The 15,644-nt window shown below is 68.3% G+C and carries 10 protein-coding genes; 9 read left to right on the top strand and 1 reads right to left on the bottom strand.

Annotated elements, in window-relative coordinates:
- Positions 1–101: 101 nt before the first annotated feature.
- The 6 genes from ACFQ53_RS07710 to tuf all read left to right on the top strand — a co-directional run bounded on the left by ACFQ53_RS07710 (position 102) and on the right by tuf (position 10,666).
- Positions 102–3,989, top strand: a complete 3,888-nt coding sequence (locus ACFQ53_RS07710) for a DNA-directed RNA polymerase subunit beta' (protein ID WP_377857685.1) — start codon at positions 102–104, stop codon at positions 3,987–3,989.
- A 463-nt stretch (positions 3,990–4,452) separates the two neighbouring features.
- Positions 4,453–5,754 (top strand): transglycosylase family protein, encoded by a 1,302-nt coding sequence (locus ACFQ53_RS07705; protein WP_377857682.1) that lies wholly within the window; start codon positions 4,453–4,455, stop codon positions 5,752–5,754.
- Positions 5,755–6,257: 503 nt separating this feature from the next.
- The gene (rpsL, locus tag ACFQ53_RS07700) at positions 6,258–6,632 is read left to right on the top strand and encodes a 30S ribosomal protein S12 (protein ID WP_152351771.1); all 375 of its coding nucleotides are present in this window, start codon (positions 6,258–6,260) and stop codon (positions 6,630–6,632) included.
- Entirely contained in the window at positions 6,632–7,102 is a 471-nt protein-coding gene (gene rpsG, locus ACFQ53_RS07695) for a 30S ribosomal protein S7 (protein WP_249478958.1), read from the top strand. Before rpsL ends, rpsG begins: the two co-directional genes overlap by 1 nt.
- A gap of 99 nt (positions 7,103–7,201) precedes the next feature.
- Positions 7,202–9,349 (top strand): elongation factor G, encoded by a 2,148-nt coding sequence (gene fusA / locus ACFQ53_RS07690; protein ID WP_377857677.1) that lies wholly within the window; start codon positions 7,202–7,204, stop codon positions 9,347–9,349.
- Positions 9,350–9,478: 129 nt separating this feature from the next.
- Positions 9,479–10,666: an elongation factor Tu gene (tuf, locus tag ACFQ53_RS07685; RefSeq protein WP_200501874.1), complete on the top strand. Its 1,188-nt coding sequence runs from the start codon at positions 9,479–9,481 to the stop codon at positions 10,664–10,666.
- Positions 10,667–11,056: 390 nt separating this feature from the next.
- Here tuf and ACFQ53_RS07680 read toward each other — a convergent pair whose 3' ends face one another.
- Positions 11,057–11,977, bottom strand: a complete 921-nt coding sequence (locus ACFQ53_RS07680) for a general stress protein (protein WP_377857673.1) — start codon at positions 11,975–11,977, stop codon at positions 11,057–11,059.
- A gap of 300 nt (positions 11,978–12,277) precedes the next feature.
- On the opposite strand from ACFQ53_RS07680, the gene ngcE reads away from it, so the two are divergent.
- From ngcE to ACFQ53_RS07665, 3 genes are all read left to right on the top strand, one after another.
- The gene (ngcE, locus tag ACFQ53_RS07675) at positions 12,278–13,708 is read left to right on the top strand and encodes an N-acetylglucosamine/diacetylchitobiose ABC transporter substrate-binding protein (protein WP_377857670.1); all 1,431 of its coding nucleotides are present in this window, start codon (positions 12,278–12,280) and stop codon (positions 13,706–13,708) included.
- Between the two features lie 80 nt (positions 13,709–13,788).
- On the top strand, positions 13,789–14,670 hold the full coding sequence (locus tag ACFQ53_RS07670; protein WP_377857667.1) for a carbohydrate ABC transporter permease: 882 nt from the start codon (positions 13,789–13,791) through the stop codon (positions 14,668–14,670).
- A complete protein-coding gene (locus ACFQ53_RS07665) occupies positions 14,670–15,587 on the top strand; it encodes a carbohydrate ABC transporter permease (RefSeq protein ID WP_377857664.1) in 918 nt (305 codons plus the stop codon). The genes ACFQ53_RS07670 and ACFQ53_RS07665 overlap by 1 nt, the downstream gene beginning before the upstream one ends.
- The last annotated feature ends 57 nt before the right edge of the window (positions 15,588–15,644 follow it).

The following is a 15,644-nucleotide window of genomic DNA, read 5'->3' as shown; positions in this document are numbered from 1 at the left end:
GGGCCCCGGGGGAGCGCGGCCGCTGAGGCCGCCCTCCCGGGCCAGCCCCCGACCCTCAGACAGCGATTCGACCCGACTTCAGATTCGAGAGAAGGACACCTGTGCTCGACGTCAACACCTTCGACGAGCTGCGCATCGGCCTCGCGACCGCGGACGATATCCGCACCTGGTCCCATGGCGAGGTCAAGAAGCCCGAGACCATCAACTACCGCACCCTCAAGCCCGAGATGGACGGCCTGTTCTGTGAGCGCATCTTCGGTCCCACCCGGGACTGGGAGTGCTACTGCGGGAAGTACAAGCGCGTCCGCTTCAAGGGCATCGTCTGCGAGCGCTGCGGCGTGGAGGTCACCAAGTCCTCCGTGCGCCGTGAGCGCATGGGCCACGTGGAGCTCGCCGCCCCGGTGACCCACATCTGGTACTTCAAGGGCGTGCCGAGCCGCCTCGGCTACCTGCTGGACCTGGCCCCCAAGGACCTCGAGAAGGTCATCTACTTCGCCGCGTACATGATCACCGCGGTCGACGAGGACGCCCGTCACGAGGACCTGCCCGACCTGCAGGCCCGCTACGACCTCGAGGTCAAGGAGCTCGCGAACGAGCGCGACGCGGCCATCAACGACCGCGCCGTCTCCGCCGAGCAGGACCTCGCCAAGCTCGAGGAGGAGGGTGCCAAGGCCGACGCGAAGCGCAAGGTCCGCGACTCCTCCGAGCGCGAGCAGGCGCAGATCCGCAAGAAGTACGACGCCGAGATCGCCCGCGTCACCGCGATCTGGGACCGCTTCAAGAGCCTCAAGGTCGCCGACCTCGAGGGCGACGAGCAGCTGTACCGCGCCATGAAGCTGCGCTACGGCACGTACTTCGAGGGCGGCATGGGCGCCGAGGCGATCCAGCAGCGCCTGCGCGACTTCGACCTCGAGGCCGAGGCGGCCTCGCTGCGCGAGATCATCGCCAACGGCAAGGGCCAGAAGAAGGCTCGTGCGCTCAAGCGCCTCAAGGTCGTCACCGCGTTCCGGTCCACCACCAACTCGCCCGAGGGCATGGTGCTCGACTGCGTCCCGGTGATCCCCCCGGACCTGCGTCCGATGGTGCAGCTGGACGGCGGCCGCTTCGCGACCTCCGACCTCAACGACCTGTACCGCCGCGTGATCAACCGCAACAACCGTCTCAAGCGGCTGCTCGATCTCGGTGCGCCCGAGATCATCGTGAACAACGAGAAGCGCATGCTGCAGGAGTCGGTGGACTCGCTGTTCGACAACGGCCGCCGCGGGCGTCCGGTGACCGGCCCGGGCAACCGTCCGCTGAAGTCGCTCTCCGACATGCTCAAGGGCAAGCAGGGCCGCTTCCGCCAGAACCTGCTGGGCAAGCGCGTGGACTACTCGGGCCGCTCGGTCATCGTGAACGGTCCGCAGCTCCACCTGCACCAGTGCGGTCTGCCCAAGGGCATGGCCCTCGAGCTGTTCAAGCCCTTCGTCATGAAGCGCCTCGTGGACCTCTCCCACGCGCAGAACGTGAAGGCCGCGAAGCGGATGGTCGAGCGCGCGCGCCCCGAGGTCTGGGACGTGCTCGAGGAGGTCATCACCGAGCACCCGGTGCTGCTGAACCGTGCGCCCACCCTGCACCGCCTGGGCATCCAGGCCTTCGAGCCGCAGCTCGTCGAGGGCAAGGCCATCCACCTGCACCCGCTCGTGTGCGCCGCCTTCAACGCGGACTTCGACGGCGACCAGATGGCGGTCCACCTGCCCCTGAGCGCCGAGGCGCAGGCCGAGGCCCGCATCCTCATGCTCTCGAGCAACAACATCCTCAAGCCCTCGGACGGCCGTCCGGTGACCATGCCCGCGCAGGACATGATCATCGGTCTGTACCACCTGACGACGGTCCGCGAGGACGCCGAGGGCGCCGGCCGCAGCTTCTCCTCGATCGCCGAGGCGATCATGGCGAACGACGGCGGCGACCTCGAGCTCAACGCGCCCGTGCGCATCCGCTTCGAGGACGTCGTGCCGCCGCGCGGCTGGGAGGCCCCCGAGGGCTGGACCGAGGGTGACCCGATCACGCTCGAGACCACGCTCGGCACGGTCTACTTCAACGAGACCCTGCCCGTGGACTTCCCCTACGTGGAGGGCCAGGTCGGCAAGAAGCGCCTGGGCGGGATCGTCAACGAGCTCGCCGAGCGTTACGAGAAGGGGCAGGTCGCCGCGTCGCTCGACGCGCTCAAGTCCTACGGCTTCTCGTGGTCGACCCGCAGCGGCGTCTCCTTCGCCTTCTCCGACGTCATCGCGCCGGAGGACAAGCAGGAGATCCTCTCGAAGTACGAGGAGCAGGCCGCCCGCATCCAGGAGAACCGCGACCTCGGTCTGGTCTCCGAGGCGGAGCGCAACGCCGAGCTGATCGACGTCTGGTCCAAGGCGACCAACGAGGTCGACGCCTCCATGCAGAAGAACTTCGAGGAGACCCCGACCAACTCCATCTACCGGATGGTGAACTCGGGCGCTCGAGGCAACTGGATGCAGATCCGACAGATCGCCGGCATGCGCGGTCTGGTGACGAACCCGAAGGGCGAGATCATCCCGCGCCCGATCCTCTCCAACTACAAGGAGGGGCTCTCGGTCCTGGAGTACTTCATCGCCTCGCACGGCTCCCGCAAGGGCCTCGCGGACACGGCGCTGAAGACCGCCCAGTCGGGCTACCTCACGCGTCGTCTGGTCGACGTCTCGCAGGACGTCATCGTCCGCGAGTCCGACTGCGGCACGTCCAAGGGCCTGACCCTGCAGATCGCCTCGGAGGAGGCCGGTGCGCTGGTCCCCGACGAGAACATCGAGACCACGGCGTACGGGCGGACCCTGGCGACCGCGGCCCTCGACCCCGAGGGCATCGAGGTCGCCGCGGCGGGCTCGGACGTGGGCGACGTGCTCATCGGCCAGCTGGTCGCCGCCGGCGTCCGGGAGATCAAGGTGCGCTCCGTGCTCACCTGCGATTCCGCGGTCGGCACCTGCGCCCTGTGCTACGGCCGCTCGCTCGCGACCGGCCAGCTCGTGGACATCGGCGAGGCCGTCGGCATCGTCGCGGCCCAGTCGATCGGCGAGCCCGGCACGCAGCTGACCATGCGCACCTTCCACACCGGTGGTGTGGCCAGCGCCGACGGCGACATCACGCACGGTCTTCCGCGTGTGCAGGAGCTCTTCGAGGCCAGGACCCCGGCCGGCTTCGCGCCGATCACCGAGTCCGCGGGCCGCGTGGAGATCGAGGAGAACGAGAAGCAGCGTCGTCTGACGGTCACCCCCGACGACGGCACCGACCCGGTCACCTACAACGTGCCGCGTCGCGTCAGCCTGCTGGTCGCCGACGGCGACCACGTCGAGGTCGGCCAGCAGCTCTCCCAGGGCTCGGTCGATCCCAAGCAGGTGCTGCGCATCCTCGGCCCCCGTGCGGTGCAGAAGCACCTCGTGGACGAGGTCCAGAAGGTGTACATCAGCCAGGGCGTGGACATCCACGCCAAGCACATCGAGGTCATCGTGCGCCAGATGCTGCGTCGCGTGACGATCATCGAGTCGGGCGACACGGATCTGCTGCCCGGCGACTTCGCGGACCGCATCACCTTCGAGCGCGAGAACCGTCGTGTGCTCTCCGAGGGTGGGCAGCCGGCATCCGGCCGTCCCGAGCTCATGGGCATCACGAAGGCATCCCTCGCGACGGACTCGTGGCTCTCGGCCGCCTCCTTCCAGGAGACGACCCGCGTGCTCACCGAGGCCGCCCTGAACCGCAAGAGCGACCAGCTCATGGGGCTCAAGGAGAACGTGATCATCGGCAAGCTGATCCCCGCCGGCACCGGGCTGCCCCGGTTCCGTCGGATCTCAGTCGAGCCGACGGACGAGGCGAAGGCGCAGATGTACCAGGTGCCGGGCTACGACGAGCTGGACTTCTCCGGCTACGGCGCGGGCGCGGTCAACCTCGACGACATCGACTACTCGGATCCCTTCCGCAGCGACTTCCGCTGAGGAGGCCCGGCCGGGTCGACGCGCTGATCGCGCCGTCGGCCCGCCGGTTCCGAGACCACCGCAGGGCGGTCCCACCACACGGTGGGGCCGCCCTGCGGCGTGTCAGGAGGGCATCGCCCGGCGTGCCCGCACCGGGCGCCGTCCTGCCCCCGTCCCACGCCCCGGCCGCCCGCCCCGTCCCGCACTCCGTCGTGGCACCCGCCACGTCCCGGAGCGTCGACGGGGCCCGCCCGGGTGACCGGCATGACGCCCACGGTCATGGGCCGGTAAAGGGAGGCTCCGAACGCTCTCAAGTTCCGTTCAGACCCCTCGCATACTCCTCGCGCGCCCGGGAACATGGATACCGGACGGTCCGGCAGGCCCCAGGGCCCCGTCGTCCTCTTCACCCCCACCGCGCGGTCGTCGCGCACTTCCCCAGGGGGAGCGCACGACGAATCGACGAGACACAGGTGGGTAGAACGACGTGAAGAAGACTCCGTGGATCATCTCTGCGGCCGTGGCAGGGCTGCTGGTCGTCGGCGGCGGCGGCACCGCCTACGCGGTCTCCAACGAGGCCGGCGTGGACGTGTACGGCGAGCACAGCACCGTGCGCACCTTCAGCCCGACCGTGGGCGCCCTGCTCGAGGCGCAGGGCGTCACCGTGCGCTCGACGGACCTCGTGATCCCCTCCATCGACTCCGTCGTCACCGACGGCATCGATATCCAGGTCGTCCACCGCAACCCCGTCACCGTCACGGTCGACGGGAAGGCGCACGAGGTGCTCACGACCGGCGACACCGTGGCCGACGCCCTCGAGGAGGTCGACGTCGACACGAAGAAGGCGCACGTGAGCCCCGACCCGGAGACCTCGCTGAGCGCCGAGGGCACCTCGGTCGAGGTGCAGACCGCGAAGTCCGTGACCTTCAAGGGCCAGTACGGCCACAAGACCTTCACCGTCTACTCCGACACCGTCGGCGAGGGCATGGAGGAGGTCCTGAAGAACATCGAGGACACCGACACCGCGAAGCCCGGTCGCGACGAGGAGCTGACCGACGGCATGACCGTCACGGTCCAGCGCGTGCGCGAGAAGGAGTCGACGAAGAAGGAGTCCGTCGACTTCGAGACCACGACCAAGAAGTCCGACGAGCTCACCGAGGGCACCACGAAGGTGGAGACCGAGGGCCGGAAGGGCACCAAGGAGACGAAGGTCCGCGAGACCATAGTCGACGGCGAGGTCACCAAGACGAAGGTCCTGGACGAGGAGGTCACGAAGGAGCCGGTCGACGAGGTCGTCCTCGAGGGCACCAAGAAGGCCCCCGAGCCCGAGGACACCTCGAGCGACGCGGACGACTCCTCGAGCTCCGCCGCGAAGGACGACGACTCCTCGAGCGACAGCGACTCCTCGTCGTCGAAGTCCTCGTCGTCGAAGACGACGTCCGCGAAGACCTCGGAGAAGAAGTCCCAGGCCTCCTCCGACTCGAAGAAGTCCACGAGCTCCTCGAAGTCCTCCTCGAGCGCGAAGGCCCCCTCGGTCTCCGACGGCTCCGTCTGGGACACGATCGCCCAGTGCGAGTCGGGCGGCAACTGGTCCATCAACACCGGCAACGGGTTCAAGGGCGGTCTGCAGTTCACCGATCAGTCCTGGAAGGCGTTCGGCGGCGGCGCCTACGCCTCCTCGGCCGACCAGGCATCCCGCGCGCAGCAGATCGCGGTCGCCAAGAAGGTCCAGGCCGCGCAGGGCTGGGGCGCATGGCCCGGCTGCACTTCGAAGCTCGGCATCGGCTGAGCCGATGCCCGGGGCCCGACCGGGCGGACGACGCCCCATCGCGCGTCGTGCAGGCATCGCGAGCGCATCACGGAGACCCGTGGTGCGCTCGCCGCGTCCCCGGGCCCCGTCGCGCTCCGTCGGGCATGTGATGTGCATCCGAAGGCACCCAGTCCTTTGACCCTCTGCACGCGGCGTCAGTAGACTGTCAAGAGCGTCCGGAGTGCCCTCTGGTCGTGATCGGGACTTCTCCCGGGCGCTCGACTCGAACGCCCGGGTGTCCCCCGCGAGGAGCGGATCCTCGTGGCATGCCCGAATCCGGGCGACGGGCGCATCCCCGCCCTCGTCCGCGGCGCGCGATCACGGTGCTCCGACGCACGGACGGCGCACGTCGTCCGCGCGGGTCGCCGTGCCCACTCCCGGGATGCAGGGGAGCGCACGACGGGTCGCCGGCCGCACCCGCGGCCACAAGATGGAGATCCGAGGGGACCAACACTCCCGTCGGCAGAACAGGAAGAGTCGAAGTGCCCACTATTCAGCAGTTGGTGCGCAAGGGGCGGACGGTCAAGTCCTCCGCTTCGAAGACCCCGGCGCTCAAGGGTTCGCCCCAGCGCCGCGGCGTCTGCACGCGCGTCTACACCCAGACCCCCAAGAAGCCGAACTCGGCGCTGCGCAAGATCGCGCGCGTGCGTCTGTCCACCGGCATCGAGGTGACGGCGTACATCCCCGGCGTCGGCCACAACCTGCAGGAGCACTCGATCGTGCTCGTGCGCGGCGGCCGTGTGAAGGACCTCCCGGGTGTCCGCTACAAGATCGTCCGCGGCTCCCTGGACACCCAGGGCGTCAAGGGTCGCCAGCAGGCCCGCTCGCGGTACGGCGCGAAGAAGGAGAAGAAGTAATGCCTCGTAAGGGAGCAGCTCCCAAGCGCCAGCTCGTGGTGGACCCGGTCTACGGCTCCCCGCTGGTCACCCAGCTCATCAACAAGGTCCTCCTCGACGGCAAGAAGACCGTCGCCGAGTCGATCGTCTACGGCGCCCTCGAGGGCTGCCGCGAGAAGAACGGCCAGGACCCGGTCGCGACCCTCAAGAAGGCCCTGGACAACGTCAAGCCCAGCCTCGAGGTGCGGTCGCGCCGCGTCGGCGGTGCGACCTACCAGGTCCCCGTCGAGGTCAAGCCCGGTCGTTCGACGACGCTGGCCCTGCGCTGGCTCGTCAGCTACTCGCGCGCCCGCCGCGAGCACACGATGACCGAGCGGCTCATGAACGAGCTGCTCGACGCGTCCAACGGTCTCGGCGCCGCGGTCAAGCGCCGGGAGGACACGCACAAGATGGCCGAGGCCAACAAGGCCTTCGCGCACTACCGCTGGTGAGACGGCAGGGCCCGCCCGCCGGATCCACGGATCCGCGGCGGGCGGGCCCCGCCTCCCACCGCACTCCAGACCAGCAGCCCTCCAGAAAGGCCCAAGTCAGTGGCACTCGCAGTGCTCAGCGACCTCACCAAGGTCCGAAACATCGGCATCATGGCCCACATCGATGCCGGTAAGACCACCACGACCGAGCGCATCCTCTACTACACCGGTGTCAACTACAAGATCGGCGAGACGCACGACGGCGCCGGCACGATGGACTGGATGGAGCAGGAGAAGGAGCGCGGCATCACCATCACGTCGGCCGCGACGACCTGCTACTGGCACGACAGCCAGATCAACATCATCGACACCCCCGGTCACGTCGACTTCACCGTCGAGGTGGAGCGCTCGCTGCGCGTCCTCGACGGCGCCGTCGCCGTGTTCGACGGCAAGGAGGGCGTGGAGCCCCAGTCCGAGACGGTGTGGCGCCAGGCCGACAAGTACGACGTGCCGCGCATCTGCTTCGTCAACAAGATGGACAAGCTGGGCGCGGACTTCTTCTTCACCGTGCGCACCATCGTCGAGCGCCTCGGCGCCAAGCCGCTGGTGATGCAGGTCCCGATCGGCGCGGAGAACGACTTCCGCGGCGTCGTCGACCTCGTCGAGATGAAGGCCTACGAGTGGCCGGAGACGTTCCCCGAGGACGCTCCCGAGTTCGGCAAGAAGAAGGGCGATGCTGCACTCGGCCAGTACCAGGCCGAGGTCCCGATCCCCGAGGAGCTCCAGGACACCGTCGACGAGTACCGGGCCAAGCTCGTCGAGGACGTCGCCGAGAGCACCGAGGAGCTCATGGAGGCCTACCTCGAGGAGGGCGACCTCACCGTCGACCAGCTCAAGGCCGGCATCCGCCACCTCACGGTGAACTCCGAGGCCTACCCGGTCTTCGCCGGCTCCGCGTACAAGAACAAGGGCGTGCAGCCCATGCTCGACGCGGTCGTGGACTACCTCCCCTCGCCCCTCGACGTCCCGCCGATGGTCGGCCACGACGTCAAGGACGAGACCAAGGAGCTCACCCGCCGTCCGTCGACCGACGAGCCCTTCTCGGCCCTGGCCTTCAAGCTCGCGACCCACCCGTTCTTCGGCACGCTCACCTACGTGCGCGTGTACTCCGGTCACGTCAAGAGCGGCGACCAGGTCATGAACTCGACCTCGGGCAAGAAGGAGCGCGTCGGGAAGCTCTTCCAGATGCACTCCAACCAGGAGAACCCCGTGGACGAGGCCTTCGCCGGCCACATCTACGCGTTCATCGGCCTGAAGGACACCACCACCGGCGACACCCTGAGCGATCTGCAGAACCCGATCGCCCTGGAGTCGATGACCTTCCCCGAGCCCGTGATCTCCGTGGCCATCGAGCCCAAGACCAAGGGCGACCAGGAGAAGCTCTCCGCGGCGCTCCAGAAGTTCCTCAAGGAGGACCCGACCTACCAGGTCGAGCTGGACGACGAGACCGGCCAGACCGTCATCCGCGGCATGGGCGAGCTGCACCTCGACATCCTCGTGGACCGCATGCGCCGCGAGTTCAAGGTGGAGGCGAACATCGGCAAGCCGCAGGTCGCGTACCGCGAGACCATCAAGCGGACGGTCGAGAAGTTCGACTACACGCACAAGAAGCAGACCGGCGGCTCCGGCCAGTTCGGCAAGGTGCAGATCACCTACGGGCCCCTCGAGGACGCGGAGGAGGGCGTGTTCTACGAGTTCGAGAACCTCGTCACCGGTGGTCGCATCCCGCGTGAGTACATCCCGTCCATCGACGCGGGCATCCAGGACGCGCTGCAGTCCGGCGTCCTCGCCGGCTACCCGGTCGTGAACGTCCGGGCGCAGCTGATCGACGGCGCGTACCACGACGTCGACTCCTCGGAGATGGCCTTCAAGATCGCCGGCTCCATGGCGACCAAGGAGGCCCTGCGCCTCGCGAACCCGGTCATCCTCGAGCCGCTCATGGCGGTCGAGGTCCGGACTCCCGAGGAGTACATGGGAGATGTCATCGGCGACCTGAACTCGCGTCGCGGGCAGGTCCAGTCGATGGAGGACGCGAGCGGGGTCAAGATCGTCCGTGCTCTCGTCCCGCTGTCGGAGATGTTCGGATACGTCGGCGACCTGCGGTCCAAGACCCAGGGTCGTGCGGTGTACTCGATGCAGTTCGACAGCTACGCGGAGGTCCCGAAGACCATCTCGGACGAGATCGTCGCGAAGACCCGGGGCGAGTGAGGCAGCGGAGGGGAGACGGGTACACTCGATCCGCCTCTCCTCCGACCCCGCGGCGGAGGCCCGCAGGCCGGGCGCCCGCCGTCCCGAACCAGTAGTACCCAGATGAGACAGTCCTAGGAGGACACCACAATGGCCAAGGCCAAGTTCGAGCGGACCAAGCCGCACGTCAACATCGGCACCATCGGTCACGTCGACCATGGCAAGACCACGCTGACCGCTGCGATCTCGAAGGTCCTGTACGACCAGTACCCGGATCTCAACGAGAAGCGGGACTTCGACCAGATCGACAACGCGCCGGAGGAGAAGCAGCGCGGCATCACGATCAACATCTCGCACATCGAGTACGAGACCGAGAAGCGCCACTACGCGCACGTCGACGCCCCCGGCCACGCCGACTACATCAAGAACATGATCACCGGTGCGGCCCAGATGGACGGCGCGATCCTCGTGGTCGCGGCGACCGACGGCCCCATGGCCCAGACCCGCGAGCACGTGCTGCTCGCCCGTCAGGTCGGCGTCCCCTACCTGCTGGTCGCGCTCAACAAGTCCGACATGGTCGACGACGAGGAGATCCTCGAGCTCGTCGAGATGGAGGTCCGTGAGCTGCTCGGCTCGCAGGAGTTCGACGAGGACGCCCCCGTCATCCGCGTGTCCGCTCTCAAGGCCCTCGAGGGCGACGAGAAGTGGGTCAAGTCCGTCCAGGACCTGATGGCCGCGGCCGACGACAACATCCCGGACCCGGTCCGCGATCTCGACAAGCCCTTCCTCATGCCCGTCGAGGACGTCTTCACCATCCAGGGCCGCGGCACCGTCGTGACCGGCAAGGTGGAGCGCGGCAAGCTGCCGATCAACTCCGAGGTCGAGATCGTCGGCATCCGCCCGGCGCAGAAGACCACGGTCACCGGCATCGAGATGTTCCACAAGCAGATGGACGAGGCGTGGGCCGGCGAGAACTGCGGCCTGCTCCTTCGCGGCACCAAGCGCGAGGACGTCGAGCGCGGCCAGGTCGTCGTGAAGCCGGGTTCGATCACCCCGCACACCAACTTCGAGGCGCAGGTCTACATCCTGTCCAAGGACGAGGGCGGCCGTCACAACCCGTTCTACTCGAACTACCGTCCGCAGTTCTACTTCCGCACCACGGACGTCACCGGCGTCATCACGCTGCCCGAGGGCACCGAGATGGTCATGCCCGGCGATAACACCGAGATGTCGGTGGAGCTCATCCAGCCCATCGCCATGGAGGACGGCCTCGGCTTCGCCATCCGCGAGGGTGGCCGCACCGTCGGCTCCGGCCGCGTCACCAAGATCATCAAGTGATGATCGCGGGCGCGAGCCCGCAGACGTGAGCTGATCCCCCAGGGGAGAGCTCGAAGGCCCCGGATCCATCCGCCGCACGGCGGGAGGATCCGGGGCCTTCGTCATGCCCGGCCGCCCCGAGCCTCCGCAGGGGGAGCGGAGGCCGGGACGCCGACGCGAGGGCAGCCGGTCGCTCTCGCGTCCAGGCCGGCGCGTCGGGATCGGGTCCACCTCACTGCGAGACCGTCCCCGCGACGGAGGTCGTGCCGTGCCCGGAGCTGCGCCCGGAGCCGCACCCACCTGTGCGTCTGCGCCCGCGCACGTAGGCCCGCCCACCGCGTGGTGCAGCGGTGGGCGGGCCTGCGTCGTGGGGGAGCGGTGCGCGCGATGCGCCCGGAGGAGCTCAGCGGCTCAGGGGCGCGGATCCCGGTGGGGCGCGTCGGCGCCGTCGTCGTCGGTCTGCTCCGGATCCGCGGTCGGGGCAGACGCGGGCCTGCCGTACTGCGGCCGGGACGGGCTCGCGGCGGAGGCGCTGCGGGTGGGCGCGGGCGCCGCGGGCCTTCCGTACTGCGGGCGATTCCCCGCGGAGGGGGAGGCGTCGGCGCCGGTGGCGACCGACGACGCGTCGTCGCTCCGGGTGCCCTCCGCGCCGTACGCGGACGAAGGGGCGGAGGCGTCCTGGAGCCGCTGGGGACCGGTGCCGCCCGCCGGTCCGGCGGCGCTCTGCGCACCGTAGTCGCCGTGCGGCGGGCGTGCGGGCTGCGGGGAGCCTGCTGCGGCGGGCACGACGGGCGCGCCGTTCGCGCCGCGGCCGGCGCCCTGCGGTGCGGCGGGACCGGGCGGGGTCGCGCCCGCCGCGAGCAGGATGCTGCGGGCGGCCTGCGCGTGGCTGTGCTCGACCATGAGCTCGTACTGCATGGGGATGGTCGCGGTCATCGAGGTGAAGTCGCGGTTGCCGCCCGTGGCGGCGTAGCCGATCGCCGACCAGATGGTGAAGAAGACGACGCCGAACAGCACGCCCGAGATCACCGTCTGCAGCAGATGGCCGGAGAACAGGGCGAGCAGCAGCCCGATGAACAGACCCATCCAGACGCCGCTCAGCGCGCCGTTCAGCAGGACCTTGCGCCACGTGCGGCGTCCCGTGACCCGCTCCATGAGCTTGAGGTCGGTGCCCACGATCATCGTGTTCTCCACCGGGAACTCGGCATCCGCGAGCGCATCCACCACGGCCTGCACCTCGGCATAGGTGCTGTACGTGCCGAGCGAGCGCGGATACTCGAGCTTGTAGAGCCGCGCCGTCAGAGGTGAGGGCTGCTGCTGAGGCTGTGTCATGCACGCGAGCCTAGAGGACGGATCAGGGCGGCACCGAGGTATCGCCTGGACGTCCGCTGGATGTCGACGGGGTGCGCGCCCCGCACGGCCGCCCGGCGACGACCGACGGCCGGGCCCGTTACGTGTTCGTGACCGACTGGGTGCGCAATCGATCAGATTTACGCAAGGTGCGCATTATGATCGTGGCACGAGGAACGCCGACGACGACGTCGCGGCACCTCGCCTCGACGGTCCGACGACACCCTGTCCACTCAATGACGAAAGCAGGAGACCATGGACTCCTCTCAGGACTCTTCCGACATGATGACACCTCTCGAGCGCCTCGCGTCCTCGCGGCGGAGCTTCCTCGCCCTCGCGGGGGCCGGCAGCGGCGCGGTCGCGCTCTCGGCCTGCGCGGGCGGCGGGGGAGGGGACGACTCCTCGTCCGGCGGCGATGCGGCCGACGGCGGCGGCGACAAGTCCGACGACAACCCGTTCGGCGTGAAGTCCGGATCGAGCGTGGACGTCGTCATCTTCGACGGCGGCTACGGCGACGACTACGCGAAGGACGCCGGCAAGGCGTTCGAGAAGCTCCACTCGGACATCACCCCCAAGGTCTCCTCGACGGTGAACATCCAGCCCGAGCTGCAGCCGCGCTTCGTCGGCGGCAACCCGCCCGATCTCTTCGACAACTCCGGCGCCCAGTCCATGAACGTCTCCGCGCTCATCAACCAGGGCGAGCTCGCCGATCTCCAGCCCCTGCTGGATGTGAAGGGCGTGGACGGCACGGCCATCAAGGACACCCTGCTGCCGGGCTCCACGGATCCGGGCACCTACTCGGGCAAGTTCCTGGCGATGAACTACGTGTACACGGTGTACGCCCTGTGGTTCTCGAAGAAGCAGTTCGACGAGAAGGGCTGGTCGGCCCCGAAGACCTGGGACGACATGATGTCCCTCGGCGAGGAGATCAAGAAGACCAAGGCCTACCCGTTCTCCTACGGCGGCCAGAACGCGTCGAGCTACTACATGGAGCTCGCGCTCACCATGGCCATCAAGGAGGGCGGCGACGAGGTCCGCAAGAAGCTCGACTCCCTCGACGCCAAGGCCTTCGAGCAGGACGCCGTGGTCAAGGCGTACGCGGCCCTCGAGGACGCCGTGAAGGCGAAGTTCTTCGCCCCGGGCGGCGAGGGCATCAAGCACACCCAGGCCCAGACCGACTGGGTCACCGGCAAGTCGGTACTCTACCCGTCGGGCTCGTGGATCGAGAACGAGCAGCGCGGCGTGACTCCGAAGGACTACGAGATGACGGCCGCGCCCGCGCCCACGCTGAGCTCCGGGGGGAAGATGCCCTACGAGGCGATCCACGGCACGGCCGGGGAGCCCTTCGTCGTCCCCTCGAAGGGCAAGAACACCGCCGGGGGCATGGAGTTCCTCCGCGTGATGCTCTCGAAGGAGCAGGCCACGAACTTCACTACGCTGACGGGCTCGCCCACGGTCGTGAAGGATGCCGCCCCCTCGGACGAGGACGCCTCGACGGCTCTGCAGGCGACGCTGAAGATGATCAGCGACGCCGGGGAGAACGCGTTCACCTTCAACCTCATCGACTGGTACAACCTGGGTCCCGACACCGTGACGCAGTGGACCGAGTTCCTCTCGGGCAGGGTCGGCGCCGATGAGCTGCGCGAGAAGCAGCAGAAGATGATCGACAAGGTCCGGGAGGACGACTCCGTCGAGAAGTTCGACGTCAAGTGATGGTCGCAGTCCCGACGACGGCGCCGGCCTCGGAAGCTCCCCGCTCCCGAGGTCGGCGCCAGCGGCTCACGCTCGAGCGGGTGGTCTTCTTCGCGCTGTTCCTCGGCGTGCCCCTGCTCGTGTACGTGATGTTCGTGGTCTCGCCGTTCCTGCAGGCGTTCTACTACTCCCTGACCGACTGGCGGGGAGTCAGCGCGTCGCAGGAGTTCGTGGGCCTGAAGAACTACGTCACGCTGTTCGAGGACGAGAACTTCCGCACCGCGCTCTGGCACAACGCGATCCTGCTCGTCGTGCTGCCCCTGGTGACCATCACCCTGGCCTACGCGCTGGCCGTGCTGGTGACGATCGGCGGCGACAGCCGCGGGGAGGTCAAGGGGATCCGGGGAGCGACGGTCTACCGGGTCATCAGCTTCTTCCCCTACGTGATCCCCGCGGTCGTCATCGGCATCCTGTTCGCGTTCATCTACGCCCCGGGCGGCGGGCTCCTCAACGGCGTGCTGGGGCTCGTCGGCATCGACTCGCAGATCGCCTGGCTCGGCGACCCGCGCTTCGCGATGGCCGCGGTGATCATCGCCGTCGTGTGGAACATGGTCGGCTTCTACATGGTGCTGTTCGTGGCCGCGATCAAGGCCGTGCCCTCCGAGGTCATCGAGGCCGCGCGGCTCGACGGCGCGGGTCGCCTGCGCCTGTCGGTGCGGGTCGTGCTGCCGATGATCCGAGAGAACGTCTCCACCGCTCTGGTGTACATGGGGATTCTCGCCCTGGACATGTTCGTCTTCATCAACGTGATGACGCCCAACGGCGGCACGTCCAAGAGCACCGAGGTCGTCTCCCGGTACCTCTACGAGACGGCGTTCCAGAAGTCGAACTTCGGCCTCGCCTCGGCGATGGGCGTGGTGATGGCCGTGTTCACGATGATCATGGCCGTCATCGTGCTGCTGCTGAGCAGGAAGAAGGACTGATGAGCACGACGCAGACGACGCGCGACGCCCGGCCCGCCCTCGAGGACGGCGGCGCGGCCGCGCCGGCTCCCCGGCGCCGGAAGCGGTCATCGGGGGACAGGGCCTTCGGCGCCGTCTCCCACACGATCCTGGTGCTCTGGGCCCTGGTCGTGATCCTCCCGCTGATCTGGACCGTCTTCAGCTCCTTCAAGGACTCCCGTTCGATCCTCGCGTCACCGTTCTCGCTCCCGAAGACCTGGAACTTCGACAACTTCGTGCGGGCCTGGACGACGGCGGGCATCGGCCGCTACTTCCTCAACACGATCATCGTGGTCGGATGCTCGCTGATCCTGGTCATGATGCTGGGGGCGATGTGCGCGTACGTGCTCGCCCGCTTCCAGTTCCCCGGGCGGACGATCATCTACTACGCGCTGATCGCGGGGCTCACGTTCCCGCTCTTCCTCGCGGTGGTGCCGCTGTTCTTCGTGCTGAAGAACATGGGCCTGCAGGGCAACTACGCGGGACTGATCATCAGCTACGTGGGCTTCGCCCTGCCGTTCACGGTGTTCTTCCTCTACGCCTTCTTCCGGCAGTTGCCGGAGGAGATCGGCGAGGCGGCGCAGATCGACGGCGCGGGCGATTTCCGCACCTTCTTCCAGGTGATGCTGCCGATGGCGAAGCCGGGCCTGGTCTCGATCGCGATCTTCAACTTCCTGGGTCTGTGGAATCAGTTCCTGCTGCCGATCGTGCTGAACACCGATCCCGACAAGTACGTGCTGGCCCAGGGCCTGGCGAACATGCAGGCACAGCAGGGCTACCAGACGGACTGGTCCGCGATGTTCGCCTCCGTCACGATCACCATCATCCCGGTGCTGATCGTGTACGTGATCTTCCAGCGTCAGCTGCAGGGCGGCGTCGGGCCGAGCACGAACAAGTAGGAGCCCGACGCTCCGGGGCATGGGCGCCCTGTCCTGGACGGGCCGATGGTGGGGAGC

Origin of the sequence: Brachybacterium sp. NPDC056505 (assembly GCF_042794925.1) — a bacterium.
Lineage (GTDB): Bacteria > Actinomycetota > Actinomycetes > Actinomycetales > Dermabacteraceae > Brachybacterium > Brachybacterium kimchii.
The sequence above is the reverse complement of the archived record's forward strand: the minus strand, read 5'-3'. Positions and strand labels throughout refer to the sequence as shown.